Annotated in this window: 21 protein-coding genes and 2 pseudogenes; 10 read left to right on the plus strand and 13 right to left on the minus strand. The window is 65.6% G+C overall.

Annotation, left to right across the window (positions count from 1 at the left end; genetic code table 11):
- The 6 genes from TL10_RS31265 to TL10_RS18305 all read left to right on the plus strand — a co-directional run.
- On the plus strand, positions 1–509 hold a 509-nt coding region (locus TL10_RS31265; RefSeq protein WP_043986735.1), incomplete at its 5' end, for an aromatic-ring hydroxylase C-terminal domain-containing protein.
- Positions 506–1,639 carry a VOC family protein gene (locus tag TL10_RS18285; RefSeq protein ID WP_043986737.1) on the plus strand — a complete coding sequence of 378 codons (1,134 nt, stop codon included), beginning with the start codon at positions 506–508 and terminating at the stop codon, positions 1,637–1,639. The genes TL10_RS31265 and TL10_RS18285, both read left to right, overlap by 4 nt.
- Entirely contained in the window at positions 1,636–2,574 is a 939-nt protein-coding gene (locus TL10_RS18290) for a fumarylacetoacetate hydrolase family protein (RefSeq protein WP_043986738.1), read from the plus strand. The genes TL10_RS18285 and TL10_RS18290 overlap by 4 nt, the downstream gene beginning before the upstream one ends.
- Entirely contained in the window at positions 2,571–4,448 is a 1,878-nt protein-coding gene (locus TL10_RS18295; protein WP_043986739.1) for an acyl-CoA synthetase, read from the plus strand. The genes TL10_RS18290 and TL10_RS18295 overlap by 4 nt, the downstream gene beginning before the upstream one ends.
- On the plus strand, positions 4,445–6,100 hold the full coding sequence (gene mhpA, locus TL10_RS18300; protein ID WP_082067994.1) for a bifunctional 3-(3-hydroxy-phenyl)propionate/3-hydroxycinnamic acid hydroxylase MhpA: 1,656 nt from the start codon (positions 4,445–4,447) through the stop codon (positions 6,098–6,100). Before TL10_RS18295 ends, mhpA begins: the two co-directional genes overlap by 4 nt.
- 50 nt (positions 6,101–6,150) lie before the next feature.
- Positions 6,151–7,341: a cytochrome P450 gene (locus TL10_RS18305; protein ID WP_043986740.1), complete on the plus strand. Its 1,191-nt coding sequence runs from the start codon at positions 6,151–6,153 to the stop codon at positions 7,339–7,341.
- Positions 7,342–7,356: 15 nt separating this feature from the next.
- Here TL10_RS18305 and TL10_RS18310 read toward each other — a convergent pair.
- The 5 genes and pseudogenes from TL10_RS18310 to TL10_RS18330 form a co-directional block, all read right to left on the minus strand.
- Positions 7,357–8,094: pseudogene (locus TL10_RS18310) on the minus strand (DNA-processing protein DprA); the annotation flags it as partial.
- A 314-nt stretch (positions 8,095–8,408) separates the two neighbouring features.
- Positions 8,409–8,663: a hypothetical protein gene (locus TL10_RS18315; RefSeq protein ID WP_043986741.1), complete on the minus strand. Its 255-nt coding sequence runs from the start codon at positions 8,661–8,663 to the stop codon at positions 8,409–8,411.
- Positions 8,660–11,737 (minus strand): MMPL/RND family transporter, encoded by a 3,078-nt coding sequence (locus TL10_RS18320; RefSeq protein WP_192830261.1) that lies wholly within the window; start codon positions 11,735–11,737, stop codon positions 8,660–8,662. Before TL10_RS18320 ends, TL10_RS18315 begins: the two co-directional genes overlap by 4 nt.
- The gene (locus TL10_RS18325) at positions 11,734–12,171 is read right to left on the minus strand and encodes a DUF6188 family protein (RefSeq protein ID WP_020103722.1); all 438 of its coding nucleotides are present in this window, start codon (positions 12,169–12,171) and stop codon (positions 11,734–11,736) included. Before TL10_RS18325 ends, TL10_RS18320 begins: the two co-directional genes overlap by 4 nt.
- 54 nt (positions 12,172–12,225) lie before the next feature.
- On the minus strand, positions 12,226–12,873 hold the full coding sequence (locus tag TL10_RS18330; protein WP_110789129.1) for a TetR/AcrR family transcriptional regulator: 648 nt from the start codon (positions 12,871–12,873) through the stop codon (positions 12,226–12,228).
- A 177-nt stretch (positions 12,874–13,050) separates the two neighbouring features.
- Between TL10_RS18330 and TL10_RS18335 the strand changes: the two genes are divergently transcribed.
- Positions 13,051–13,728 carry a TetR/AcrR family transcriptional regulator gene (locus tag TL10_RS18335; RefSeq protein WP_020103724.1) on the plus strand — a complete coding sequence of 226 codons (678 nt, stop codon included), beginning with the start codon at positions 13,051–13,053 and terminating at the stop codon, positions 13,726–13,728.
- 34 nt (positions 13,729–13,762) lie between these two features.
- Here TL10_RS18335 and TL10_RS31990 read toward each other — a convergent pair whose 3' ends face one another.
- Complete coding sequence (locus tag TL10_RS31990) at positions 13,763–13,885, minus strand: hypothetical protein (RefSeq protein ID WP_020103725.1); 123 nt, start codon at positions 13,883–13,885, stop codon at positions 13,763–13,765.
- Between the two features lies 1 nt (position 13,886).
- On the opposite strand from TL10_RS31990, the gene TL10_RS31735 reads away from it, so the two are divergent.
- Positions 13,887–14,213 carry a hypothetical protein gene (locus TL10_RS31735; protein ID WP_036421526.1) on the plus strand — a complete coding sequence of 109 codons (327 nt, stop codon included), beginning with the start codon at positions 13,887–13,889 and terminating at the stop codon, positions 14,211–14,213.
- 67 nt (positions 14,214–14,280) lie between these two features.
- Here TL10_RS31735 and TL10_RS18345 read toward each other — a convergent pair whose 3' ends face one another.
- The 7 genes and pseudogenes from TL10_RS18345 to TL10_RS18375 all read right to left on the minus strand — a co-directional run bounded on the left by TL10_RS18345 (position 14,281) and on the right by TL10_RS18375 (position 22,587).
- A complete protein-coding gene (locus tag TL10_RS18345; protein ID WP_020103727.1) occupies positions 14,281–14,745 on the minus strand; it encodes a hypothetical protein in 465 nt (154 codons plus the stop codon).
- Entirely contained in the window at positions 14,732–16,870 is a 2,139-nt protein-coding gene (locus tag TL10_RS31545; RefSeq protein ID WP_043986743.1) for a hypothetical protein, read from the minus strand. The genes TL10_RS18345 and TL10_RS31545 overlap by 14 nt, the downstream gene beginning before the upstream one ends.
- Positions 16,867–18,606, minus strand: coding sequence for a hypothetical protein (locus tag TL10_RS18355; RefSeq protein ID WP_131630762.1), 1,740 nt, complete (start codon positions 18,604–18,606; stop codon positions 16,867–16,869). The genes TL10_RS31545 and TL10_RS18355 overlap by 4 nt, the downstream gene beginning before the upstream one ends.
- Positions 18,607–18,737: 131 nt before the next feature.
- Positions 18,738–20,180 carry a site-specific integrase gene (locus tag TL10_RS30675; RefSeq protein ID WP_110789130.1) on the minus strand — a complete coding sequence of 481 codons (1,443 nt, stop codon included), beginning with the start codon at positions 20,178–20,180 and terminating at the stop codon, positions 18,738–18,740.
- Between the two features lie 66 nt (positions 20,181–20,246).
- Positions 20,247–20,726: pseudogene (locus tag TL10_RS18365) on the minus strand (DNA-processing protein DprA); the annotation flags it as partial.
- Complete coding sequence (locus TL10_RS18370) at positions 20,723–22,231, minus strand: YifB family Mg chelatase-like AAA ATPase (RefSeq protein ID WP_043986744.1); 1,509 nt, start codon at positions 22,229–22,231, stop codon at positions 20,723–20,725. The gene TL10_RS18370 and the pseudogene TL10_RS18365, both read right to left, overlap by 4 nt.
- Positions 22,231–22,587, minus strand: a complete 357-nt coding sequence (locus TL10_RS18375; protein ID WP_043986747.1) for a YraN family protein — start codon at positions 22,585–22,587, stop codon at positions 22,231–22,233. Before TL10_RS18375 ends, TL10_RS18370 begins: the two co-directional genes overlap by 1 nt.
- 245 nt (positions 22,588–22,832) lie before the next feature.
- Here TL10_RS18375 and TL10_RS31470 point away from each other — a divergent pair, with 245 nt between their 5' ends.
- Positions 22,833–23,000, plus strand: coding sequence for a hypothetical protein (locus TL10_RS31470; protein WP_192830262.1), 168 nt, complete (start codon positions 22,833–22,835; stop codon positions 22,998–23,000).
- Positions 23,001–23,151: 151 nt separating this feature from the next.
- Positions 23,152–25,023 (plus strand): putative bifunctional diguanylate cyclase/phosphodiesterase, encoded by a 1,872-nt coding sequence (locus tag TL10_RS18380; RefSeq protein WP_052506455.1) that lies wholly within the window; start codon positions 23,152–23,154, stop codon positions 25,021–25,023.
- Positions 25,024–25,038: the final 15 nt, after the last annotated feature.

The raw sequence follows: 25,038 nt of genomic DNA on the forward strand, positions 1-25,038 counted from the left end.
GGGCGGGTGAACGTGATCGCGCGCGCCTGGGCCGCGAGATTCTCGATCTCGGCAACCTGGAAAATGAGGCCGACGGAATCGAGCACGGATACCGCTACGACAACTCGCCGGTCGTCTGTGCAGAACCCGGCAATCCCCCGGCCAATCCCTCGCACCGATACCTCCCGAGCACCGTGCCGGGTGCCCGGCCACCGAGTGTCTTCCTGCCGGACGGTACGGCTCTGTTCGACCTGTTCGGGTCCGGATTCACGCTGCTGCGCTTCACCGACGTCGACGTCATGGAGTTGGTCGCTGCGGCAGAGGATCGTGGCGTCCCACTGACCGTCGTCGATGTCCGCGACACGCATACCCGGAAGCTCTACGAGCGTGACCTGGTGCTGATCCGTCCCGATCAGCACGTGGCATGGCGCGGGAACAGCGGCCCCACCGACGCGGCGGCCGTGATCGACCGGCTCCGCGGCGCGGTCGGCGCCTCGATTCTGACTCCGCGAAAGGAGTACTCACGATGAGCAACAACACGATCGGCGCCCACAACGGTCTGCACAGCGCAGACGGAGCCCTCAGCGGCGAGCACCCGGGCCGCTCCCACAACCCGCTGACCAAGGTCGTCGACGTCGCGTGGCTGGAGTTCGACAAACCCGATCTGGCGCGCGCCGAGGCCTTTGCCCAGGCGTTCGGCTTCGGTACCGCACTCCGCACCGACACCGAATTGCACTTGCGCGGTAGCGATCCCGACGCCCCGTGCGTCCTCATCCGGCGTGGCCCGCAGACTCGGTTCCGCGGACTGGCGTTCGTCGCCGCGGACGACGCAGACCTGGTGCGACTGGCCGACAAGACCGGCTCCCGGGTCACCGCGCTACCGGAATCGATCGGCGGACTGGGTGTGCAATTGACCGACCCCAGCGGCATCCCGGTACGCGTGGTGTCCGGCACCCATCCGCTGAGTCCGCTGCCATCGCAGGTACCTCACACCCTCAACTTCGGCGACGACGTCACCCGGATCAACGCGACGCAGCGGCCGCCACGGGTGCCGACGACGGTGCAGCGACTCGGCCACGTCGTCCTACAGACCACCAAATACCGTGCGGCACTGGACTGGTACCTCGACACGCTCGGCTTGATCGTCAGCGACTTCCTGTACTTCCCGGGACAGCGCGAACGCGGGCCCGCCATGAGCTTCATCCGGTGCGACCGCGGGTCGATCCCGACCGACCATCACACCCTGGCGTTGGCGCTGGGGCCAGCGAACCGCTACGTGCATTCGGCCTACCAGGTCAGTGATCTCGACGCCCTCGCCGCGGGCGGTGAATACCTCAAAGACCATGGCTACCAACGCTCCTGGGGCATCGGGCGACACATCCAGGGCAGCCAGATCTTCGACTACTGGCGCGACCCCGACGGGTTCATGGTCGAGCACTTCACCGACGGCGACATGTTCGACAGCACGCTCGAACCCGGATGGGCAGAGTTCACCGCCTCCGGCCTGGCGCAATGGGGACCGCCCGCCACCGCCGACTTCCTCGGCACCAGTCCCAGGCACGCGCGCAGCGAGGCGCGCGAACTGCTCACCGCGCTACGCGGCAACAACGAATTCGACGTCAACCGCCTCATCGGCCTACTGAAAGCTGCCAAGTCATGACCATCTCCGTTCTTCGCACCTCCGACGCCTGGTGGGTGTACACCGCCACCGGCGCAACCAAGATCGCCACCGACGCGACCACCACCGGTGCGCTGCTGGCCGACCGCGCCGCTATCGAGGCCGCCGCTTCCGACCCCAGCACGGTGCCGGTCGACAGCCTCGATCTGCTCTCCCCGGTGACCGCACCGTGCCGCGTCGTGGCCCAGATGACCAATTTCGCCTCGCACGTCAGGGACGCCGGGATGGAACCGGCCTCGATCCCGTTGACCTTCTTCCGCAAATCGTCGGCGTCGATCACCGGCCCAGCGGACGCGATCGTCAAACCCAGCCACGTGCGGTTTCTGGACTATGAAGTGGAGATCGGTCTGGTCATCGGCACCGACATCCCGGTGGGCAGCACCATCGACGAGTCCAACCTGTCCGACTACGTGGCCGGGTTGGTGGTGACCAACGACGTGTCCGCCCGCGATATCCAGCTGCCGCAGACTCAGTTCTACGAAGCCAAGTCCTACCCCACCTTCACCCCCGTCGGGCCGGCGCTGGTGCTGCTGACCGCCGCCGAACTCAAGCGCTTCGGCGACCTGCGTCTGCAACTGCGCGTCAATGGCCAACTGCGGCAAGACATGCTCGTCGCCGGCGACATGATCTATCCGCCACTGCAGGCCCTGCGGTCACTGACCCGCTTCCAGGATCTCAGCGCCGGCGACCTGATTCTGACCGGAACACCCGTCGGCACCGCGTTGAGCGCACCGCCGAAACCGATCCAACTCATCGGGTCACTGCTGCCGCCGGCCGTGAAGTGGAAGGCCTTCTTCAAGAGCCAGGCGGAGAACCCCAAGTATCTGCACGACGGCGACGTCGTCGAGGCGACCGTCGCCACCGACGACGGCGCGATCGACCTCGGCGCCCAACACAACACCGTGAGGTATGCGTGAGCTCGAACCTGTTGTGGCCCAGTTACTCTGAACCAACGGACCTGGCCGACATCGAGTCGGTGCCGCTGTCCGACCGCGGCCTGCCCGACTCGACGTACGCGATGCTGGTCCGGGCCGCCCAGTTGTGGCCGGGCCGGGTCGCGGTCAGTGTCCTGCCCGATGGCCAGCGGTGGGAGCAGCCGGTTCAGCGTACCTTCGGACAGCTGTTGCACGACGTGCACCAAGCCGCCAACCTGTTGTACGACTTGGGTGTTCGGCGCGGCGACGCGGTCGCGCTGATCGCACCGAATTGCGACGAGCTCATCACCGCGACGCTGGCGGCCCAGCTGGCCGGTATCGCCGCGCCGGTCAATGGCGCACTCTCGCCCGGGCACATCAGCGAACTGGTACGGCGGTCCGGTGCCCGAGTATTGATCTCCTCGAATCCCGAACTCGACGCATCCGCGTGGGCGATTGCCGAACGACTCGTTGCCGACGGCCTCATCGACACCGTCCTGCTGATCGGGCCCACCGGTGCTGGCTCGAACGCCGTCCCCGCTCTCGCGGGTGCGAACGTGGGCTCTCTGGCTCGGCTGGCCGCAGACTACGACAGCACGCAATTCAGTGGCGACGCACCGCAATCCAGCGATCTGGCAGCACTGTTTCACACTGGCGGCACCACCGGCGCACCCAAACTGGCCGCGCACACCCACGCCAATGAAGTAACCGACGCCTGGATGATCGCCGCCAACACGGTGCTCGATGAGACTGCGGTGTTGTTCGCGGCCTTGCCGCTGTTCCATGTGAACGCTCTCGTGGTGACCACGTTGGCCCCGCTGCTGCGTGGGCAGCAGGTGTTGTGGGCCGGGCCGCTCGGCTACCGGGACATGGGGCTGTACGGGAACTTCTGGAAGATCGTTGAGCGCTACCAGGTCTCCACAATGAGCGCCGTCCCCACGGTGTACTCCGTGCTCAGCCAGCTCCCGGTCGATGCCGACATCTCCTGCATGCGGCTGGCGATCGTCGGCGCCTCCGCGCTCCCCGACGCGGTGCGCGGCGATTTCCAGTCGCACACCGGCGTCACGCTCGTGGAGGGCTACGGGTTGACCGAGGCGACGTGCGCGAGTGCCCGCTGCTTCCCCGAGCACCCCCGCCTGGGCTCGGTAGGTCAGCGGTTGCCTTATCAGCAGGTCAAAGCTGTCCGGATCGATGGCGACGGGACCTGGCACGACCTGCCGCCCGGGCAGATCGGAACCTTGGCGATCGGCGGGCCCACCGTGTTCCCGGGCTACGTCACCGGCCGCAGCGCGGATGGTTTCGTGCTCGACGGCAACGGCAAACTCGTCGACGGCTGGCTCGACACCGGGGACCTCGCCTGGATCGGCGACGACGATTTCGTGCACCTGTCCGGACGTGCCAAGGATTTGATCATCCGCGGCGGGCACAACATCGACCCGGTGCTGATCGAGGACGTCCTGCTGGCGCATCCCGACGTGACCGGCGTCGCCGCGGTGGGCCGTCCCGACGCACACGCCGGCGAGGTGCCGGTCGCGTACGTGACGGTGCGTCCCGAGGCAACAGTCACTCCGGAGTCGTTGCGCCAGTGGGCTGTTGAGCGGGTAGCCGAGGCGGCCGCCACACCGAAATCGGTGACCGTGATCGACGCCATCCCGCTCACCGCCGTCGGGAAACCGTACAAGCCCGCGCTGCGCGCCGACGCCGCCCGCCGCGCGATCATGGACGCACTGGCGGGCGTACCCGGCGTCGTGGATGTCGAAGCCACAGTCGACGACGGTTCCATCGTCGTGACTGTCGGCACCGCCTCCGACACCGACACGATCACTGCAATCCTGGGACGGTATGCGCTCACCTGGGGCATCAAGGAACGATCATGACTGCTCCCGTCTCGACGTCGTCGACGCAAATTCCTTACCCTGTAACGAAATCCGTCCCCGTTGTCGTCGTCGGAGCGGGGCCGACCGGCGTCGCCGCGGCGACGCTGCTGGCCGACTACGGCGTGCCGACGCTGGTTCTCGACCGATGGAAATCGGTCTATCCCCAGCCGCGGGCAGTCCACCTCGACGACGAGATTCATCGCATCCTCGCCCGCATCGGCGTGGCCGAGCAGTTCCGCGCGATTTCTCGGCCGGCGCTCGGCTTGCGGCTGCTCGACCAGAACCACCACACGCTGGCGCAGTTCGACCGCGACCCCACCCGCAGCAGGCACGGGTACCCGCAGGCCAACATGTTCGACCAGCCCGAGCTGGAATTGCTGCTGCGCGCGAACCTGACCAAGCGCCCGAATGTGCAGTTGCGCGGCAATGTGGACGTCACCGCCGTCACTCAGCTTGAGCCCGGCCGCGTCCGGGTCACCTACACCGACCGCGATGCCGGAACACAGCACGCCATCGAAACCAGCTACGTCTTGGGCTGCGACGGGGCCAACAGCATCGTGCGCGCCTCGATCGGCGCAGAGATGGACGACCTGCGGTTCGAGCAGCGGTGGCTGGTGGCCGATGTGGTCACCGACGCCGAGCTCGATCAATGGGATGGCGTGCACCAGGTGTGCGATCCCATTCGGGCCGCGACGTACATGCGGATCGGGCACAACCGCTACCGCTGGGAATTCCGTCTGCTGCCGTCGGAAGTCGCCGCCGACTTCAGCACGCTGAAAACCCTTCGGCCCCTGATCGTTCCGTGGATCGGCGACGTCGCTGACGACGAACTCGAGCTGGTACGCGTCACCGAGTACACCTTTCGCGCCCAGCTCGCCGACAAATGGCGGGACGGCCACGTCTTCCTTCTCGGTGACGCCGCGCACCTCACGCCGCCTTTCATCGGACAAGGCATGGGAGCGGGCCTACGCGACGCGATGAACCTCGCGTGGAAAATCGCCGCCGTCATCAACGCGGACATGCCCGCCGCCCTGCTGGATACCTACGAGCAAGAACGAAAGCCGCACGCACGCACCATGATCGGCCTGGCGTTGGGCATGGGATGGGCTATGACGGCCGGCGGCCAGGTCGGAAACACGGTGCGGCGCGCCGTCGCACCTCGCTTGCGGTGGATTCCGGGGCTTCGTGACAAGCTCACCAACGGCACCACCCCGCGGTTGCATCAGTCTGCCTTGGTGATCAAAAGCCGGACGCCGTGGCACCTGGCCGGAACCCTGTGCCCCAACCCCGTTGTAGCCGACGGCAGACGCCTGGACACGTTGCTGGGCAATGGCTTCGGTGTGGTCACCACGACTCGCCCGCTGGCATTTCAGCTCTCGGAGCTCGACGAGAACGGCATTGTCGTGCACGTCGCCGAACCCGGAGGTGAACTGGAGCGGTGGTTACGCCGCGGCCGTGCGACCGTCGCAATCATCCGGCCTGATCGCACGGTGATGTGTGCGGGCGGCGGCCTATGGAGACTGTGCGCGGCCATCCCGGGGTTTTCGGCGGCGTCCGGTCAGCGTGCTTGGGCGCGCGCCACCCACCGGCCCGCGTCCCGCACGGACACCGAACTGCAGCTGCGCGGTGCCGATCCCGGAACACCCAGCTGAGGCGCGCCCGCATTCTTTCGTCCACCGCCAATGACATGAGAGGGACATCAATGCAACGCCGACCCGCTGGCCTACCCAGCTACGAACCAGACATCTACTCGGTCGACGGCATCACCGACCCCTACCCGCACTACCAGAGACTGCGTGACCTCGGTCCGGTGGTATGGCTGGCGAAGCAACGAGCGTATGCGCTGCCGCGGTACGCCGAGTGCAAAGCGGTGCTACGCGACGACAAGAACTTTCTGTCGGGTCACGGTGTGGCACTCAATCCGATCACCAACCGAATGTCGCACGGCACCACGCTCAACAGCGACGGTGTCGAGCACGAACAACGCCGCAAGAGCGTCGCGCATCGCATGCTGCCGCGTGCGCTGCGCGCGATCAGTGACACCGTCGATGACGCAGCCCGCCGCGTCGTTGAAACTGCGCTCGACAAGGGGGAGATCGATGGTGTGGCCGACCTCGCGGCTGCACTCCCCTTGGCCGTCGTCCCCGACCTCATCGGTTGGCCGCGCGATCAACGCGATCACCTGGTTGCTTGGGCTGGAGCGACATTCGATGTACTCGGCCCGCTCAACTGGCAGGCGATCAAAGCGGTACCCAAAACCATGCTCATGCTGCGCTTCGCCAGGCGCGTGGTTCGCGAGCGCAACGTCATCGAGGGCAGCATGGCTCATGAGCTACTTGCCGCCGCAGACGAAGGCAAACTGGCGCACCGCGAATGCCCGCCGTTGCTCGTCGATTACCTCGCCCCGTCGATCGATACCACGATGAGCGCTATCTCCAACGCGTTGAGTCTCTTCGCCAGCCGCCCCGACCAGTGGCAACTGCTCAAGGAGGAGCCCGGCCTCATGGCAAACGCCGTCAACGAGATAGTCCGCTACGAGCCACCGCTGCGCGCCTTCGCACGGTGCGCAGCGCAGCAGAGTGAAATCGCTGGCGTGCGAATCCCCTCGGGCGCCCGGGTTCTGGTGATCTATGCCTCGGCCAACCGCGACGAACGCGAATGGGAAAACCCAGCGGTCTTCGACATCCGACGTGACGCCGGCCGTCACATCGGTTTCGGACACGGTGCCCACGCTTGCGCCGGACAGGGCCTGGCGCGGTTGGAAACAACCGCGATGTTGCACGCGCTCCTCGAGCGCGTGGACCGGATAGAGCTGACCGGTACGCCCGAGTGGGCGGTGAACAACATCATCCGCCGCCATGAACGCTTGCCTCTCAAGCTGATTGCCGCTTAGCCGCGCGTAACCGGGTCAGCGGACTGCCTTGGCGCTGCCACCGATGTCCTTCCTGATCCGCCACCGCCCGTCCTGCTTCTCGACCAGACCGCTGATCTCCAGCAGTGCCAGCGGTCCGAGTATGCGTTCGGGAGGTAGCGCCGCGCCGACCGAGATCTGTTCCAGGCTGCGGAATCCGCGGGCCGGCAGCGCCTCGTAGACCTGGAGCTGGTCAGGGGTCAGGTCGTCCAGCGGTGTGTCCGGATGGTCGGGTTCATCGGCGAGTTCGCCTATCCGGCCGATCAATTCGACGATCTGCTCCGCCCGGTCGACCAAGGTCGCACCGCTACGCAGCAAGACGTGACACCCCGCCGAAGCGGCCGAGGTCACCGGGCCCGGCACCGCACACACGTCGCGGCCCATCGCGCGCGCCCAGGCTGCCGTGTTGGCCGCACCACTGCGCAGACCCGCCTCCACGACCACTGTCGCGCCGGACAAGGCCGCCACCAATCGGTTACGGGTCAGAAACCGGTACCGCGTCGGCCGCTCCCCCGGCGGATACTCGCTGAGCAGCAGCCCGGACGTGGCGACGCGGTGCAGCAGCGCGGAATGCCCGGAGGGGTACGGCACATCGACAGCACCGGCCAGCACCGCCACGGTGACGCCGTCTGATGCCAGTGCGGCTCGGTGCGCCGCTCCGTCGATGCCATAGGTTCTATCGCTAGTAATAATTGTTGCACTGGAATCCCGTCGCTGTAAGCGAACTACCAGTTCGTAGACGTGGCTGCGTTGACTCGACCATACAACAGTTGTTCGGGTCCACCAGGGCATCAATGTAGACATCGCTGCAGCTGCGATGTGCCTAGTCGACATCGGTGAGGGTAGGCCGTGGGCAACTACGTTATCTGGGGTTGAATTCGGCCGTGTATTGCTGTTCCCGCTGAGGTGATGGTGGTGGGTTTGAGGTAGGCGGGAACAGCTGTGGTTGCGGGTGTTCCCGCTTTCGTTTGTCGATGTTGTGGTCGCTGGTGGGCGCAGGTTGTGTCGGCGTTGTCAGGTGGCGGATGGCGTGCCGGGGGTTGTGATGTTTAAAGCCGGTACATTTCGCGTTCCATGAGCGCTTCTCGGAAGAGTTTTTCGTGCTCGCCGTGGAAGTAGGGGTACTTGCCTTGTAGGAGGCGGGGCCAGTGGATCGGGCAGGGGCGGCGGCGCTTGGTGTTGTCCGGTGTGGTGGTGTTGGCGCCGGCTGGTGCGCGGGTGGGCTGGTCGGCGGCGACGCTGTCGATGGTTGGTTGGGTTTGGGTCGTGGCGGCTCGATGCCGGTGTGGGAGTAGCATTTTCATGGCCGGGTCCGTGTGGGTTGTTTTTGGGGCCACCAGCTGGCTTCGCGCAGGAGGGTGGCGATGGCCGGAACGGTGAGTGTGCGCACGAGGAAGGTGTCCAGCAGTAGTCCGCAGCCGACGATGAGGCCGACTTGGATCATGATGGCGATGGAGCCGGCCATCAGTCCGAACATGCTGGCAGCGAAGATGAGTCCGGCGGAGGTGATGACCGAGCCGGTTTTGGCGACGGTGCGTAGGACTCCGACGCGGATGTTGTGTTCGGATTCTTCGCGTAGTCGTGATACCAGCAGCATGTTGTAGTCGGCGCCGACCGCGACGAGGATGATGAACGCCAATAGTGGTACGGGCCATGCGATTTGGTAACCGAGTATCCATTGGAAAACGACGACGCCGAAACCGATGGAGGCCAGGTAGTTCAGCACGACGGTGCCCAGGAGGTAGAGCGGGGCCAGCGCAGCGCGCAACAGCAGGACCAGGATGAGTCCGACGACGACGAGGGTGGCGACGGCCAGTTGGGTGAAGTCGGCTTGTAGTAGGTGCTGGATGTCGGCGTTGACGGCCGGGAATCCGGCCACGGAGATGGTGGCGTTGGTCAGGGAGGTGTTGGGGCGGGCGGCTTCGGCGACGGTGACCATGTGGTGGGCCAGTGCCATGGCGGCGCTGCTGTAGGGGTCGAGTGTGGATTCGATAATGAAGCGGGCGGTTTTTCCGTCGGGGGTGATGAATTGTTTGGCGACGTCAGCGAATTGGCGGTTGTCGAAGGCGGTTGGGGGTAGGTAGAAGCCGCTGGCGGTGTCAGAGTTGGCGCTGGCGCGTGCGGAGTTTTGTAGTTGTGCAGCGATCTGGCTCATCCCGGCGAGCAGTTGAATGTTGCTGTCGGCCAGGGCGTGCACGCCGGTTGCCAATGCTTGTGCTCCAGAGGCGAGTTGGCTGATGCCGTGTTGCAGGCGTGCGATGTTGGTCGCCACGTCGGCGGGGTCACCCAGAGTGCCCAGGGCATGTTGCAGGGTGGTGATTGAGGTTTGGACGTCGGCGAGGGTGGCGGTGACGGTGGCGTTGGTGGCGGGGTTGTAGTGGTCGCCCAGCTCAGCGATGCGGTCGAAGAATCCGTTGGTGCGCAGGGCGTCCAGGACGCGCATCTGGTCGCGGAGTTCGGTGCATTTTGGTGTGGTGACGCACCAGGGTGCGGTGTCGAGGATGTCGCGCAGTGGCGAAACGGCGGCGATGGCGTTGCGAGCCTGTTCGGCCTCGGGGCGTAGTCCGGGTCCGGCTTGGATGGCGTGATCGATGTCGGGGGCGGTGGCCGACAGTTGGTGCAGCAGCGGGGTGAATCGCTGCATTTGGCTGCTGGCGGTGTGCGCTTGGTTGAGCAGGCCGCTCAAGGGTGTCAGCGCGGTGCGCAGGGTGCGGTCGAGTTGTGCCAGGCCGTTGGCGAGTTGGTCAGCGCCGCCGGTGAGTTGGGCCAGGTCGTTCTTGCGGGCGTTGCCGTCGGCGGCGGCGGTGGCCATCTTGTCGCCGATTTGTTGGTTCTGCCAGGACAATTGGGCTTGTTCGAGTCGGGTGCCGCCGGGGCGGGTGACGCCAGATACTTTGCTCACGCCGGGCAGTTGGGCGATGCGGGAGGCGAGTTCGTCGAGGTCGGCGAGGCCTTTGCCGGTGCGCATGTCGGCGGGGTTTTCCACGACGAGGAATTGTGTGAAGACCATGTCGGTGGGGAAATGCCGGTTGAGCAGCTGGTAGCCCAGGTTGCTTGCGGTGTCGGCGGGTTGGCCTTTGCGGTCGTCGTAGCTGATCTTGATGGTGGTGGCTGCCGCGGCCAGGGCCAGCAGGATGATGAGGCTGACGGTGAGCAGCGGCACGGGTTTGCGCACGACGGCGACCGCGATGCGGTTCCAGTAGCGGCGGGTGCGGTCGGGCTGGGGGTCGCCGATGCCGCGGCGGGCGGCCAGCGCCAGTACCGGTGGCAGCAGGGTGACGGTGGCCAGAAATCCGACCATCACGGCCACGGCGCAGGCGGGGCCGAGCGCGGCGAACACGCTGAGTTTGGCGAAGGTCATGGCCAGGAAGGCCAGTGCGACGGTGGCCGCTGAGGCCAGGATGACTCGTCCGATGCTGGCGGTGGCGTCGATCGCGGCCTGCGGCGGGGCGATGTCGGCGCGTCGCTGTTCGTGGTAGCGGCTGATCAGGAACACGGTGTAGTCGGTGCCGGCGCCGAGCAAGATCGCGGTCATGAACGCCACGGTGAATTCCGATACCGGTAAGCCGCATTCGCCGAGGGCGGAGAGCACCCCCCGCCCGACAGCCAAACTCAGCGCGATGACCAGCAGTGGCAGTAGCGCGGTGAATGCCGACCGGTAGACCAGCAGCAGGATCAGGGCGATGAGGCCGGCGGTGGCCATGGAGATGAACAGCAGATCGTGTTCGGCGCTGGCGATCTGATCGCTGAACGTGGCGGCGGGCCCGGTGACGTGCACGGTGGTGGTGCTGGCGGCGAAGACGCGGTGGGCGATGGCGCGCACGGCGCTGACCGATTCGGCGGCGGTCGGATCGCCGAGGGTGCCGGCGATGCCGACCGGCAGGTACCACGCGTGTCGGTCGGCGCTGATGGCGTGCGGTGCGGTGACCGGGTCGGCCAGCAGGTCCTGCACGAGCAGGACATGGCTGGGGTCGGCGCGCAGCTGCGAGACCAGCTGCGCGTATTTCTGGCGGGTTGGCGGGGTCAGGCCGGCGGGGTCCTCGAACGCGACGAACAGCACGGTCTTGGACCCCTGTTCGCCGAATGCTGCACTCATCCGGTCAACGGTCAGAAACGACGGCGCGTCGTGGGGCACCAAGTCCACCGACTGTTGGCGCACCACGGTTTCCAGTTGCGGAAAAAGCACCGCCAACAACACCGCGGCCCCGATCCACAGTCCGATCACCAGCGCCTTGTGGCGCAGGGTGAACGCCCCCAGGCGGGCCAGCGCGGGGCTGTATTCACTCGACGGCGCGGTCTCGGCGCGTGTGCGCCGGCGGCGCGGCGGTAGCCCGGGTGCGGCGGTGAGGGTCGGTCCCCCGCGCAGCGGATCGCTCACTGGCTGGCAGGGGCCGTGTCGTAGTCGGCGCTGTCCGCGGCGGGCACATCATGTCGGACCATCTGCACCCGGCCTCCGGGCATGCAGGCCATGTATCCGTGGCGCTTTCCGTACAGTTCCCATGCCGCCACGTGGGCGTCGGGCTCCACGTCGATCGAGTGACCGTCCGAGAACTGCAGGTGCAGGGCCCCATCGTCATCGCTGTGTGCTCGCACGCACACCGACCCGGCCAGGTCCAAAAGAGCGCGGTGCGCCGGCGCCACGTTCAGCGGGTCCAGCTCCACCACCTCGGCCGGGTACGGGCCCACCGGCGGCAACCCCAGACGGAGCCGCCGGGAGATGACCACCTCGTTGTAGTCCTCGAAGCTGAGCACCAGACCTTCATGCAGCGACACCCGCTGCAGGGTGCACCGTTCAATCCACTGATCGACCATGATCGCGTCCCCTGTCTCCGCACCAGCAAAACGATACTAAGCAGTATCGAAACGCTACACCGTGTAGCGATGTGGGGCAATGGTGGCGGGTTGGGCGCGCAGGATGAGAGCCATCGCCCGGTCGATGTTGTCCCGGGCGGCGGCGGCGGGCACCCGGCCGCTGATGAAGGCGGCCAGATTGGCCAACCACACGTCGCCGAGTAGGCAGGCCAGTTGCTGGTTGCGCGGCGACGGGGACGGGCCGCCCAGCGCGGCCGCTAGCAGCCTGTTGAGCACCGCCATTGTCCGCTCGACCTCGGCGGCCGCGGTGCTGTCGGCAACGACGAGCGCCCGGGTCAGCGCCTCGGTCAGCGGCAGATCACGCTGCCACTGCTCGTGCAGGCAGTTGCTGAGCGCGACAAGTCGCTGCTGGGGGCCGCCGGGCACCGCCGACCAGTCGCGCAGGGCCTGCACCTGCTCGACCTCGCGGGTTAGTGCGCAGACCAGCAAATAGGTCTTGGAGGGAAAGCGGCGGTAGATGGAGCTGACGGCGATGCCCGTGCGCTCGGCGACCGTGCGCATGTGTACTGCGTCGTAGCCGCCCATCGAGGCCACCGAGACGGCGGCATCGAGGATCGCGATGTCCCGGCCATCGCGAGCCGACAGGCCTGCCGCGCCTCTCATCGCTGCGTCCCGAGCCGGCGCCGATGCGGTGACAGCCATCCCCGGCAGATCGGGGTGCGCGGCGCCAAAAACGCTGATAGCCAGGTGTGATCAGGCAATCCCACATCTCCTGGTATAGGCGGTTTCGCTGCGCTACACGCGGTAGCATAGCTGTCCTGGGGTGTGGGCATCGACGATTCGCCACACCGGAGGCTGCGGACAATAAAGTGAGTGACTGTGAGTGAGTGGCCCGACTTCAGCGCCGACGGCTCTGATGATGACGATGATGTGGACCCGCGGCGTATCCGGTCACGCAACCGGCTCCTGGAGGCGGCCGCGGCCCTGCTGAATGCCGGCGGCGTTGAAGCGGTCACCGTCGACTCGGTCACCAAAGCCTCCAAGGTGGCCCGCACCACGCTGTATCGCCACTTCAAAACCTCCTCGCACCTGCTGGCCGCGACCTTCGAGCGGCTGCTGCCGCAGGTGACCCCTCCGGCACCACGCAGCGGACCGCTGCGCGAACAGCTCATCGAATTGCTCTCCCGGCAGGCAACGCTGTTCAACGACGCCCCGCTGCACATCACGACCCTGGCCTGGCTGGCACTGGGCCCGACCACCACCAAACCCGCCACCGAGGACCAATACCCGGCCGGCGCCGTCCGGGCCCTGGTCATCGACCAGTACCGCCAACCGTTCGACGCCCTGCTGCGCAGCGAGCAGGCCCGCGCCGAACTGGGCGACTTCGACCTGGAACGGGTGCTGTGCCAACTGGTCGGCCCCTTGGCCTTCGCCCGCATGACCGGCTTTCGCGTCATGGGTCACGACGACTGTGTCGCCATCGTCGATGACTTCCTGAGCGCCCACCGCCGCATCTCGCCAGCACCCACCGAAAGCGCCGACGCCACAGGTGCATGAGCCGCGCTGCGCGCGGTCACGCTCAGGTGGTGCCCTAGTGGCGGTCTTCGAGTTGCCCGTAGAGCAGTTCAATCATGGCTTGTTGTTGTGCCACGGTGGTTTTGAGTGTTCTGATCTCGTCTGATTGGGCGGTGATCTTGCGGCGCAGTGCGGCCACGATGCTGCTGTCGCGGCCAGGTTGCCGGCGTCACGGTGGTGGCGCTGGTGTGGGTGCGATGCGCGTCGATAACGGCCATCAGGTCGTCGTGCTTGTAGAAGACTGTGCCGCTGGCGATTTCAGGTACTCGCCGAATTCGGTGAACAGCAGTCGCACCGCGGCGGACCTGGTTGTCGTCGTCGGCACCCAAGCCCACGTCGACCCGGTCGGCGGCACCCCATCGAAGTCTGGGACACCGACGAACCATCCCTACGCGGCGTCGAAGGCATCGAACGAACGCGTCACCGACCTGCACGCACGCCTGACCGGATCACCTCAGTCACGCTGATCCAGCGCCGACCGCGGAGCGCCGCCGGGCGACCAAGCCCAACTTGTCGCCCAACGGTGATCCGGTGCTATTGCTTGCGTTCGCGCGACGAGGTTACGTTGCGCTTGGGGCGCCTCGCGGCCGATTGGAGCGGCGGTGTTCGACGTGACGCAATATCGGTCACCGGCCGGCTTTGCGTGCTCGTCGCTCGTTCCGTGGCCAGCAGCTGGATCACGTTGGCGTACAGCTTGATCTTCTGCTCCAGTTCGGCGCAGTGCGCTAGCAGCGCTCGATGTGCATCTTGCAGATCATCGAATGCGGCGGCGGTGCCCTGGAACGGAGCCGGCGTCCTACCCTCGTTGCGGACGCGCGCTTGAAACATCTCTTTGAGATCGACGTGCTGATGGGTGAGGTGCCACCGCGCCACACCGGCCTCGATGGCCAGCTGGGAGACGTTGAGCCGTCCGGTGGAGCGTAGCGGTTTGCCCGCCATCAAGCGGTCCATGGCGGCGAGGATCTTCTTGCGAACAGGGTCGGTTTCAGTGGCCTTCATCGTGCTCCCTGATGATCATGTCGATGCGAGCGAGTTCTCGTTGTTCTCGCTGATGCCGCAGTGGTGGGGCGGCACGATCGGCCACCGTTTCGGCAAGCCGATCTCGGTGTCGGCGGACTGTCTCCAGGTCACGATCGGTCCGGGCGATATTGCGGCAGCCGGGCCGGCAGTCGTCGACGTCGGGTGTCACCAGCGGATCGTCGCGAGCCCCCCGCAGCTGGCACGCGGCCTTCGTCGCGTCGAACACGCAGGTCATTCCCTCCCCGTGATAGATCTGCAGTAGAGGGTTGGCCAGCAGATCGCGAGCCTGCTTTTTGCTGGTCAGGGCATATCCGGCGAATCGACCGTTGGCGGCGCTCAGACGCTGGCGGTAAGTCTGTGAGGCCGGTCCGGATACGTGTTCCCCGTCGCTCAGGGCCTGTTCATCATCAGCGAATTGTTCCAACCGGGCAAGGTAGTCCTCGAATGCCAGCTCGTCGGGGAAGCCCGAGTCGTAGGCACCGGCGTAACCCTGAATCATGCGGGTATGCACGTGACCGTATTGGATCGATGCGGCGACCAGCCCGCGAGGCCGGCGGCGGATGAACCACGCGAGCGTTCGACGAAACCGGCTGATGGTCAGCTGGCCGTGTGGGTCCGACGGAATGGGGTCGATGCGGTGGTGAGCACACAGCTGGTCCACGAAATCGATGAACCGGTGCACGCTGTCGGTGGCGACCTGGGTGTTGAAGGCTAATCCCCCGGTACGGCGCTGCACGTAATTGCGGCTCAGGTCAATGCGGTTGGTGAACAGCAGGTCTTCGTCATGGAGCCGTTCAAGTACCTCGATCGCTCGCGCGACAGGCGCCACCACCACCCAAGGATCAGCCCGCGGCAGACCGGCGGGCACCTTGTTGCCGTGCTCGTCGACGGCATTTTTGAAGTACACGCCCGACATCAGGTACATATCGTTGGCATCGTCACGGTCGACGCAGCCACGACGCAGGTTCAACACCTCCGCGGGCCGAGCACCTGAGAGGTAGGCGACCACGATCAGGCCGGCGGTGTGCAAATGCCGCACGAGGTAGCGAGTCTGGTTGTAGGAAAAACGTCCGGGATGCCACGGCCGTCCCGCCACGGTGGCGGTGACCAGAGTGGACAGGTATGCGTCGTCATCGATCGGCAGACCGGAGGAGGCCAGCGCGGACTGGGCGGTCGCGTAGGACGCCCGTGGTAGCCGTGGGACCCCGATCAGCCTGCCGATAAACGGATAGTTGATTTCCCGCTCGCCGGCGTCGTTGATCCTGCCCGGCAACAAGCCTTGCTGTTGCCGAACCGATTCGGCGTAGTCGGTGACCAGTTTGATGGCCCCGCCTTGTGGCAATCGTGGCCGATCCGGTTCGTGCCCGGCCGTCACGTCCGGCCCGCGTGCATGCAGGAACACGAACTCCTCGCGGGCGGCGATGATGTCGTCGGCAAAATCTTCGACGAATCGCAGCGCCCACAGCAGCAGTGCTCCCATGGTGTCCTCATTGATACGTGGGGTGAGGTTCTCCATGTACGAGCGGACGTTGCCGAACAGCGCTCCGGCCGAATCACCGCCCCAGGGCGGCGTTTCGGGCAGCCGCATTGATTCCGGTAGCACCGAGCGGTACCCCCAGAGGCGGCGGACCTCGACGACGCATCGGTGCATCTGTCCCACGCTGTCCTGGTAGCGGCTCAGATATACCAAGTATTCGTCCAGCATCTCGGCTGTGACATCGCAGAACTGCCCAACACGGCGTTTGTGAAGCCAATTGAGGAAGATCCGCAGCGGATACCAGCACATCCTGACGGTGTACAACGACGGGCGAGTGGCCGTTGTGCGCCGCAATTGCATTGGCGGGTCGGTGTTGACCAGGACCCACACGTAGTGCTTTACCGCTTCTCGCAACGGTTTTGGTGCCAGTTTGAAGTTGATACTGATGATCTTCGAGCTCTCCTCGAAGATTCCTTGATCGAAGTGCCACACGTCGTCTGCGTACCGAGACAGCCCGGCCGGATCAGCATCTGGACGCAGCACCCGCCGCAAGAGCACGGTCGTGGATGGGTCAGGCCATTCCACGTGGTCGTCGTGCAACGCTGCGTGCCGCCGCTGCGTCGTCATCGCATGTCCAGTTCTCGGTTGAGGAAGCGGCCCACCATCTCTCGATGGGCATCGGTGGTTGCTGCTCGCACTGCACTGAGCTGCTCGTCGTCGAAGCCAGCGAGCAGATCGGATAACTGGGCATGCGGGAGTGCGAACCGGGTCGTCCAGGCCAACGGAGTCATGTGGTGGCGACGCTCAGCGAGACGGTCGAGCACCAACGTCTGCACCGGTAGGTGTCGAGGCAACCCGCGAGCGCACGGACAACTCAGGCACAGCATGAATGAGGCTCTACAGGGTTGGCCCGTGTCACCGTATGGCCCGTGCTGATTGTCAATGCACGCATTCATCACGGTGTCTAACTTGCCCTTCAGCATCCGGCGAACATCGGTGTGGGACAACGATAATTCCGACGCCAAAGTCGTCGGGTCGGCGTGCGCCTGAGCAACTTCGGCCGCCGAAAGCGCGGACATGAGGGGCAGTGCACGAGCCTTGGCCACCTGGTCCTGCAAGGCATCAGCGACAACGCGGCGGTACTCAACCAGGCTGCCGCGGTTTCGCCCCAGATAGTCATCGACGAGGGTCTGTTCGGTGTGTGCCACCGGTTTCTGGTGCAGCTCAAGGTATGTCATCCGCAATCGAACCAGCGACACTTCCAATGGTTTGGCAGGTGCGCCCTGGACCGCGTCACACAGCAGGCCCTGTTGGCGCGACCACGGCCTAACCCATCCCTCGGCCGAGCCGTGCGCACGAATACCGCGACCGTTGTGCCCATTTGCGCAGTAGGCAACCATCAGTCGGCCGCTGCCCTCGATCCGCCGGCTCGACGCGGTCAGCTCACACAGCAACATGTAGACGCCGAAGGCGGTGTGCAGTTCATCGCGGCGCGACATCGCGGTAGGGTCGTCAGGGATGCTGATCCAATCTGGAACGGCGGCAAGGGCCACATCCATGTCGGCGCGGCTGCCGCGGCGGGGCTTACGCATCTCGACAATCGCGGTCTTGGGTCCGCCTGCGTTGCCGTCGGCACGATGATGCCGTGCCGGACATTTCATGATGACGTACGGATTTTGGCCGGTCAGCACAGCCAGCAGCACTGCACCGGCGCTCACTTCCAGCGGACTCAGATGTGCCCAGCGAATGATGTCCCGGGTCCCGCCGAAACCACGCACCCACTTGGCCGTCAGCTGCGATTTGCTTGGGAAGTCGCCGCCACGGCGCGGCACGTCGGCATGACGTTCCACGTAGTCGAGCAACTCAAACCGGCGCGTTGGATCGTCGAGGTGACCCGACCGGTACTGCTCCAGCAGCACGCGGTTGCCTCGGATGCGTTGCGCGGCCCGCCGCAGGTCCGCGCGTGCAGCAGACGCTATCCGCAGGAACTCGGCACGGCTGTAGCTCTCGTGGCGCTTACCTGAACGCCGCGGCCGCGGGTGGGGCTCGGCGAGTTTGGCCACCATGGCCGGTTCCCACGAATCAAGCTGGCGTAGAATCATTTTCACTCCGCGCAGCTCCTCGGTGAGCTTCGCTGGCGCACCCGCGGCGCGACGCGCGGCCAAGAAGCCATCGATGTGGCGCGGAAGTAGGTCCGCCTTGCGGGCGGGTGGACGCGGCAAACCCGCGAGGTACCGCGTGAACAGACGCATCGATCGGAACGCGTCCCCGATCGACGACATTGACCGTAGACCGCTGCCGGGTCCGGTGCGTTTGGCGAACGCCTCGGCAAACATGCGCTGCAGCTCTGGGCTCACCGTCAACAGCGAACAGTCGAAGTCTTTCGGCTGGCTATTACCGTCCTCAAAGCAACGTACCGTGGTTCCGTCGGTGAGAACACCGCGCAGTGTCGCAGAGCCAGATTCAGGAAGCCGCGCGGCACGACCACGACGATTCATCGGCGCGCCACCGGATCTCCGAGAACCATCGAGTGATTGTCGAAAAGCTCGGCCAGCAATCCCGACACCGGCAATCCCTGTGTCTGGGCCAGCAACACCTCCACGTCGAGCGCTCGGAACGGTTCCAGGTATACGTCCCTGGTGGTTTCGACTCGACGGTGTCCCAACATCGTCTGCACCAGATGCCAGGTGTCACCGAATTGGACTCGGAAGTCGCGTGCCTCCACGTCCGAAAGGTGGCCCAGTCGCGACGAATAGACCAATTTGCCTACCGAGAACCACCGCAGGGCGAAAGAGTGTCGCAGCATGTGCGGTGTGCAGGTGAAGTTCTCCACACCCTGCGCTGCGATACGGTCGTTGGCCTCAGCGAAGGTGTGGTGCCATCCGTGTGGGTCGCGCGGGAGGCCATTTTCGTTCAGCCACAACCACAGTGGCTCAAGACCAGCTGGAGTGCGGCGAAATAGTCTGCGGCGCAACGCCAGACTAGTGATATTCCAGGCGCGATCGATGAATCCGCCGTTGCCGTCGGGCAGTCGCACCGATCCGGGACGCTTCGCGTCACCCACCTCGATCGTATCGCTCAGTTCCGCATAGCGGCCGCTGTCTTGGGCGCCGCGGATAGCTCGGGCACGGGCACCCTCCGCGTACGCATACATCCCGGCAAGCACGTGCCGCGGCATCCAATACGGGTGCCCATAGCCACCTTTGGCGCATTTGTCGGCCAGGTGACACTTGTAGAAAGGCCGGTCCGCACCGAGCGTTGGAAGTTCATCGATCGTGACCGAGGCCCATTCCGACAGCCGCAACCCTGTTCCATAAAGTCCGTCAAAAAATGCGACATCGCGCTGCTCATTTCGAGTACGGCACGAGCGGTCCCTGCGCCCGTGGAGATCGCGGCCACGCAACCCAACGTCGCGCCATCGATCTACCGCGGCAGGATCGAGCCATCGAACTCTGGCCGACCGCTTGGACGGCGGCGAAGCGACGTATAGGAAGACGTCGACGACATCTGCAAACCTCTCCGCTGTCCACGAATAGAACTTTTTGCACGCTGCAATATCCTTCGAAAAAGCAGAAGCACCAACGAGACTCGGGTTGTTCGGGTCGGTGCGCCTCCAGAACTCGAAATCCTCTGCGTCTTCCTCGGTCGCTTCAGACCACACGCGTCCGCTGGTCTGCAAGAAGTTCAGCCACAAACACAGCGACTGTGCGTAGTCACGGTTTGTGTTACTCGCTAGCGTTCGCATGCGAGCTGAAGACAGGAAGGCATTGACTCGTACGTCGACAAACCCATCGTTGCGTATGAGGAAGCGCTGTCCGTCAACGGCCCGCCAACGCGCCAACACGTCTCCGATATCAGGAATCGGACCCGTGACCTCCGTCGGCCAATCTGCGGCGAGCACATCAATGTCGTAGCGCACAACCGACCATGTCTGCATGTTGGCTCCCAGCCCGAGGGTGGCAGGAGCATAACAACAACAAGCCAATGGCTATAGAACCAGCACCCCGCCCGACACCACCGCGGCGTCGCGTTCGACGAGTCCCGCCGCGATCTCGGCGGTGACATGCTCACCGTACGACGTGCACGCCCGGGTGCCGACGATCGCCGCCGCTCGTTCGGCGACATCATCCAACCGGGCCGGACCCAGAGCCCACAGCACCATGGGCGGATAGCCGGATGGCCGATCCATCACCGCCTGGCTCGCGAAAGCGACGAACGACAGGTACGGCCACTCATCGTCATCGGGTGTGATCAGCCGCCCACCCCGGCGGTCCAGAATTTCCAAATCCCGGGCGGCACAATCGACCTCTCGACGGGCGGCCACGCTCCCCGTGAGGTCCTTGTCCTCCTGTCCGCGACGAATCATGTCCGCCGCCTCCACCGGACCGCAGTCGGCCACCAGCGTCGTCAACCGAGGGCACGGCGGCTCGGCCACTCGCGACAGGTACGCCCACGCCCGTCGTTCCGCATCGTCGGCACTCATCGCGCATCCCCCTCACGGAAACTCAGGGCCGTGCTGACGTCCTCGAGGCTCGGTGAATCTCGGCCGGCCAGATCCGCCAACGACCATGCGACCCGCAACGTGCGATCGACGCCGCGGATACTCAGCCGCCCGGAATCCAGCGACTTGCGCAGCGGCGCCATGGCATCCCGGCTCGGCCGGAATCTACGGCGCAGCAGCGGCCCCGGCACCTCCGCGTTGGTCCGCACCCCGACGTCATGCCAGCGCTCGGCCGCAGCCGCCCGGGCCGCCGCGACGCGAGCACGGACATCACTGGTGGATTCCGCAGCGTGGTCGCCGAACGCCCCGGCGAGTACCGGATGCATGTCGACCCGCAGATCGACCCGGTCCATCAACGGCCCGGAGAGCTTGCCCAGATACCGACGACGGTCGGCCGACGGGCACACACAGTCCCGCGGGTTCGGCGGCGCGCACGGGCAAGGGTTGGCCGCGAGCACCAGCTGAAAACGGGCCGGATAGCACGCCACGCCGTCGCGGCGGGCCAGCCGAATCTGTCCTTCCTCCAACGGCGTTCGCAAGGCTTCGAGCACGCTGACCCCGATCTCGGCGCATTCGTCCAGGAACAGGACGCCGCGGTGCGACCGGCTGATCGCGCCGGGCCGCGCCATCCCCGAACCGCCGCCGACCAACGCCGAGACACTGGACGTGTGGTGCGGCGCGACGAACGGCGGACGGGTGATCAGCGGCGTATCGCCGGTGAGCAGGCCCACCACCGAATGGATGGCGGTGACCTCCAACGCCTCGTCGTCGGTCAGGTCGGGCAGCAGCCCCGGAAGCCGTTGAGCCAGCATTGTCTTCCCGATCCCGGGCGGCCCGGTCAGCATCAGGTGGTGGGCGCCCGCGGCGGCGATCTCGACCGCCCACCGGGCTTGGGTCTGCCCCACCACGTCCGCGAGGTCGACGCTGTCGTCGGCGGCCGGCGCCGTTGTGTCGACCCGCTCGTCCAGCCCCGCCTTCCCGTTGAGCCACGCCTGCATCTGCCCGAGAGTGCGGACGCCCCACACCTCGATGCCGTCGACCAGACTGGCTTCGGCCAGATTCTCGGCAGGCACCACCGCCGACGGCCAACCCTCGCGCTTGGCAGCCATGACGGCCGGTAGTACCCCCTTGACCGGGCGCACCCGACCGTCGAGCGCCAATTCGCCCAGCAGGACCGTCTTTTCGAGCCGTGCCCAGTGCATCTTCAAATGCGCCGACAGCACCGAGGCCGCGATGGCCAGGTCGTACATCGACCCGCCTTTCGGCAAGGTGGCCGGCGACAGCCCGAGAGTGAGCCGTGACATCGGCCAGCTGTTGCCGCAGTTGGTGATCGCCGCCCGGACCCGATCCCGCGACTCCTGCAACGCCGCATCGGGCAAGCCGACCAGATGCACCCCCGGCAGCCCCGAGGTGATGTCCGCTTCGATTTCGACCATGACGCCGTCGAGCCCGCGGATGGCCACCGAGTAGGCCCGTCCGAGCGCCATCAGCCGATGCCCTTCAGGTGCACCAGTTCCGGCTCCCGGCCGCCGAGGCGCACGCCGACCACATCGATCCGGATATCAGGCCAGTGGGCGTTCTGCTCGGCGAGCCACACACTGGCCAGCCGGCGCAGGCGGCGTGCCTTCTCGGGCGTCACCGCTTCCTCGATACCGCCGAACTCCGTGGTGGTGCGGGTCTTCACCTCGACGAAAACCACTGCACCGTGGTCCTTTTCGGTGACAATGATGTCGAGCTCACCCCACCGGCAGCGCCAGTTGCGGGCCAGGACCGTCATCCCGAGCGAGATCAGGTGGTCGACCGCGAGTTGTTCGCCGAACGCGCCGATCTCTGCCCGGGTCATGCGTGGTGGTGTGTTCATGCCGCTACCGTGACCACTGTCACCGACATAACGAGGCGCCCTAGACCCCGGATCCGGCGCCCGGCAGCGAGTTATCCACAGTGCGTGATTCATCCACAGGGCGTGTTACCGACTGATTACTGCCGAGAAACGATCAATTGCTGCCAACACCCCATCTGCAGAAATACCCCCGCCGCCCGTCCCGTTGAACCAGGCATCAAAGCTTCAGATACAAGGAGTTGGGGACAATGAAGAAGCTCGGACTGGCCGCACTGTTGGCAAACGGAATGGTGGCCGCGGTGCTCGGACTGGCCGCACCCGCATCGGCGGACTACTCGCACCACGACTGGGTCAACGACATCCACCCGCGGGCCGAGGCGCCGCAGGTCGATAGCAGCGTGCACCAGAGCCGCTGACTGGCAACAAGATTCGGGGCGCCCCACTCGGGGCGCCCCGTTTTTTGTGTCCGGTGTCCCTGACCCCGGGCTGAGCAGGTTTACCAGCGGAAGCAGTGAGACCGAACGAAATTGACGGGTGTAAACCCGATTCGTTGGTTACCGTGATCAAGTGCTGACCGCCCTCAACGAACTGGTCGAGGGGGTCGCTCATACCCTGATGGCCGCCGACGCGGACAACTACGTCGCTGCCAGCGAGCAGGTTCTGACCGACGTGGCGGCGCATTTCGGGCTGGACGTCGCGTTCCTGCGGCACAACGATCACACCATTCGAGCGACAATCCTGATCGCTCAGTGGCCGATCAGGACCTACGTCCCGGACCCTGATCCCATCGGAACGGTGTACTTCAAGGACGCCGATCCGGTCTTCGCGATGGCCGAGCATGTCGAAGAGCCCGTGATCCTGCGACCGGGCGCCGAGCCGGATGAATTCCAGCAGCGCATCGAAGAAGGCACCACCGTCCCCGTCGTCTCGATAGCCGCCGTGCCGATGAACGTTGCGGATACGACCGAGGGGTCCGACGGCTTCATCACAACGGGCACACTGGGCTTCATCAAATACGGCGACCTTGCGTGGACAGACGACGAGATCACGGCGCTGAAAGTCATCGCCACCATGTTCGCTCACGTCAAGGCGCGGGTTGAAGCACAAGAATCCATCAGACACCTGGCCGAGCACGATGACCTGACGGGCTTGCGCAATCGCCGGAGTCTGCTCGACCACCTCGAGCATCGGCTTGCGGCAGGCCAGCCTGCCCCTGTCGCGGCGCTCTACATCGATCCCGATCAACTCAAAGCGGTCAACGATCTGCTCGGTCACGAGACCGGGGACCGGGTTCTTGTCGAACTCACGCAGCGGTTGCGCGAGCACACCGCGGACGTGGCATTCCTGGCTCGCCTCGGCGGCGACGAGATCATCGCGGTGCTCAACGTACCCACCACGCTCGCCGACGCCTACAAGTACGCCGAACAGCTGCGCCAGATGCTGGCAGCACGGCTGCTGCTGGGCTCGACCTACATCCGACACCGAGTGAGCATCGGCGTGGCCGTTGGGATTCCGGGCACCGACTCGGTGTCCGACCTGCTCAGGTATGCCGAACATGCGTTGACTGCTGCCAAGACCGCCGGCGGCAACACTGTGATCGCGTTCAGCGACGAGCTGGCGGCACGATATTCGCTCCAAACCGACATCGAAGTGCACCTGCATGACTGCGTAGAGAGCGGCGCGCTGTTCCTGCGTTATCTGCCCGAGGTCGATCTGCAGAGTGGAGAACTTGCCGCGGTGGAGGCCGTGGTGCGGTGGAACCACCCCACCCGCGGACCACTGCTGCGCGAGGAGTTCATGCCGATCGCTGAAGCCACCAACTTCGGTGGCGCCGTGGGGCGCGAGGTCTTACGGCTGGCTTGCGCGCAGTTCCAGCGCTGGCGCCGCGCGGGACTGGCGCACGAGACGATGCTGCGGGTGAAGCTGTCCCCCGCCCAGGTGGTGACCGACGGCTTCACCGAACACCTCACCGCGACGCTTACGGAATTCGACATTCCTGCGGCCGCGTTGTGCTTGGAACTGCCCGAAGACCTGCTGGTCGCCGAGGCACAGCGCTGTGGCCAAATTCTGCTGGCGCTCAAGAGCATTGGGGTTCGGTTGGCTTTGGACAATTTCGGGACCGGATACAGCTTCCTGCCGAGCTTGAAAGAGCTGCCCATCGACTCGTTGAAGGTCGGTCGCGAATTTGTGCGCACGCTCGATCGTGGTGGCGAGAATGAACTGTTCGTGCGGTCGATCGCCGCCCTGGCCGATGCATTCGGCCTCGAATTGACCGCTGATGGACTGGAAACCGAGTCCGCGGCGCAACGACTGGTCGCCATGGGTTACCGCCACGCGCAAGGCCCTCTGGTGTCAGGCCCGCTGGACGCGGACGCCACGGAAGCACTCTTGAAGAAGCCGACACTGCGGCAGCCGATGCGCGCCGGTGCACACCCGTAAAGCCTGCGGAGACCT

It is taken from the genome of Mycolicibacterium llatzerense, from assembly GCF_000878195.1.
Classification (GTDB): domain Bacteria; phylum Actinomycetota; class Actinomycetes; order Mycobacteriales; family Mycobacteriaceae; genus Mycobacterium; species Mycobacterium llatzerense.

Excerpts from the sequence above, each read along its gene's own strand:
- TL10_RS18375 (WP_043986747.1), bottom strand. The coding sequence starts at position 22,587 with ATGACCCGGGCAGAGATCGGCGCGTTCGGCGAACAACTCGCGGTCGAC.
- TL10_RS18370 (WP_043986744.1), bottom strand. The coding sequence starts at position 22,231 with ATGGCGCTCGGACGGGCCTACTCGGTGGCCATCCGCGGGCTCGACGGC.
- TL10_RS18330 (WP_110789129.1), bottom strand. The coding sequence starts at position 12,873 with ATGGCTGTCACCGCATCGGCGCCGGCTCGGGACGCAGCGATGAGAGGC.
- mhpA (WP_082067994.1), top strand. The coding sequence starts at position 4,445 with ATGACTGCTCCCGTCTCGACGTCGTCGACGCAAATTCCTTACCCTGTA.
- TL10_RS18305 (WP_043986740.1), top strand. The coding sequence starts at position 6,151 with ATGCAACGCCGACCCGCTGGCCTACCCAGCTACGAACCAGACATCTAC.
- TL10_RS31545 (WP_043986743.1), bottom strand. The coding sequence starts at position 16,870 with ATGACGACGCAGCGGCGGCACGCAGCGTTGCACGACGACCACGTGGAA.
- TL10_RS18285 (WP_043986737.1), top strand. The coding sequence starts at position 506 with ATGAGCAACAACACGATCGGCGCCCACAACGGTCTGCACAGCGCAGAC.
- TL10_RS30675 (WP_110789130.1), bottom strand. The coding sequence starts at position 20,180 with ATGCAGACATGGTCGGTTGTGCGCTACGACATTGATGTGCTCGCCGCA.
- TL10_RS18290 (WP_043986738.1), top strand. The coding sequence starts at position 1,636 with ATGACCATCTCCGTTCTTCGCACCTCCGACGCCTGGTGGGTGTACACC.
- TL10_RS18325 (WP_020103722.1), bottom strand. The coding sequence starts at position 12,171 with ATGGTCGATCAGTGGATTGAACGGTGCACCCTGCAGCGGGTGTCGCTG.
- TL10_RS31470 (WP_192830262.1), top strand. The coding sequence starts at position 22,833 with ATGAAGAAGCTCGGACTGGCCGCACTGTTGGCAAACGGAATGGTGGCC.
- TL10_RS18345 (WP_020103727.1), bottom strand. The coding sequence starts at position 14,745 with ATGAAGGCCACTGAAACCGACCCTGTTCGCAAGAAGATCCTCGCCGCC.
- TL10_RS31735 (WP_036421526.1), top strand. The coding sequence starts at position 13,887 with ATGCTGCTGTCGCGGCCAGGTTGCCGGCGTCACGGTGGTGGCGCTGGT.
- TL10_RS18315 (WP_043986741.1), bottom strand. The coding sequence starts at position 8,663 with ATGAAAATGCTACTCCCACACCGGCATCGAGCCGCCACGACCCAAACC.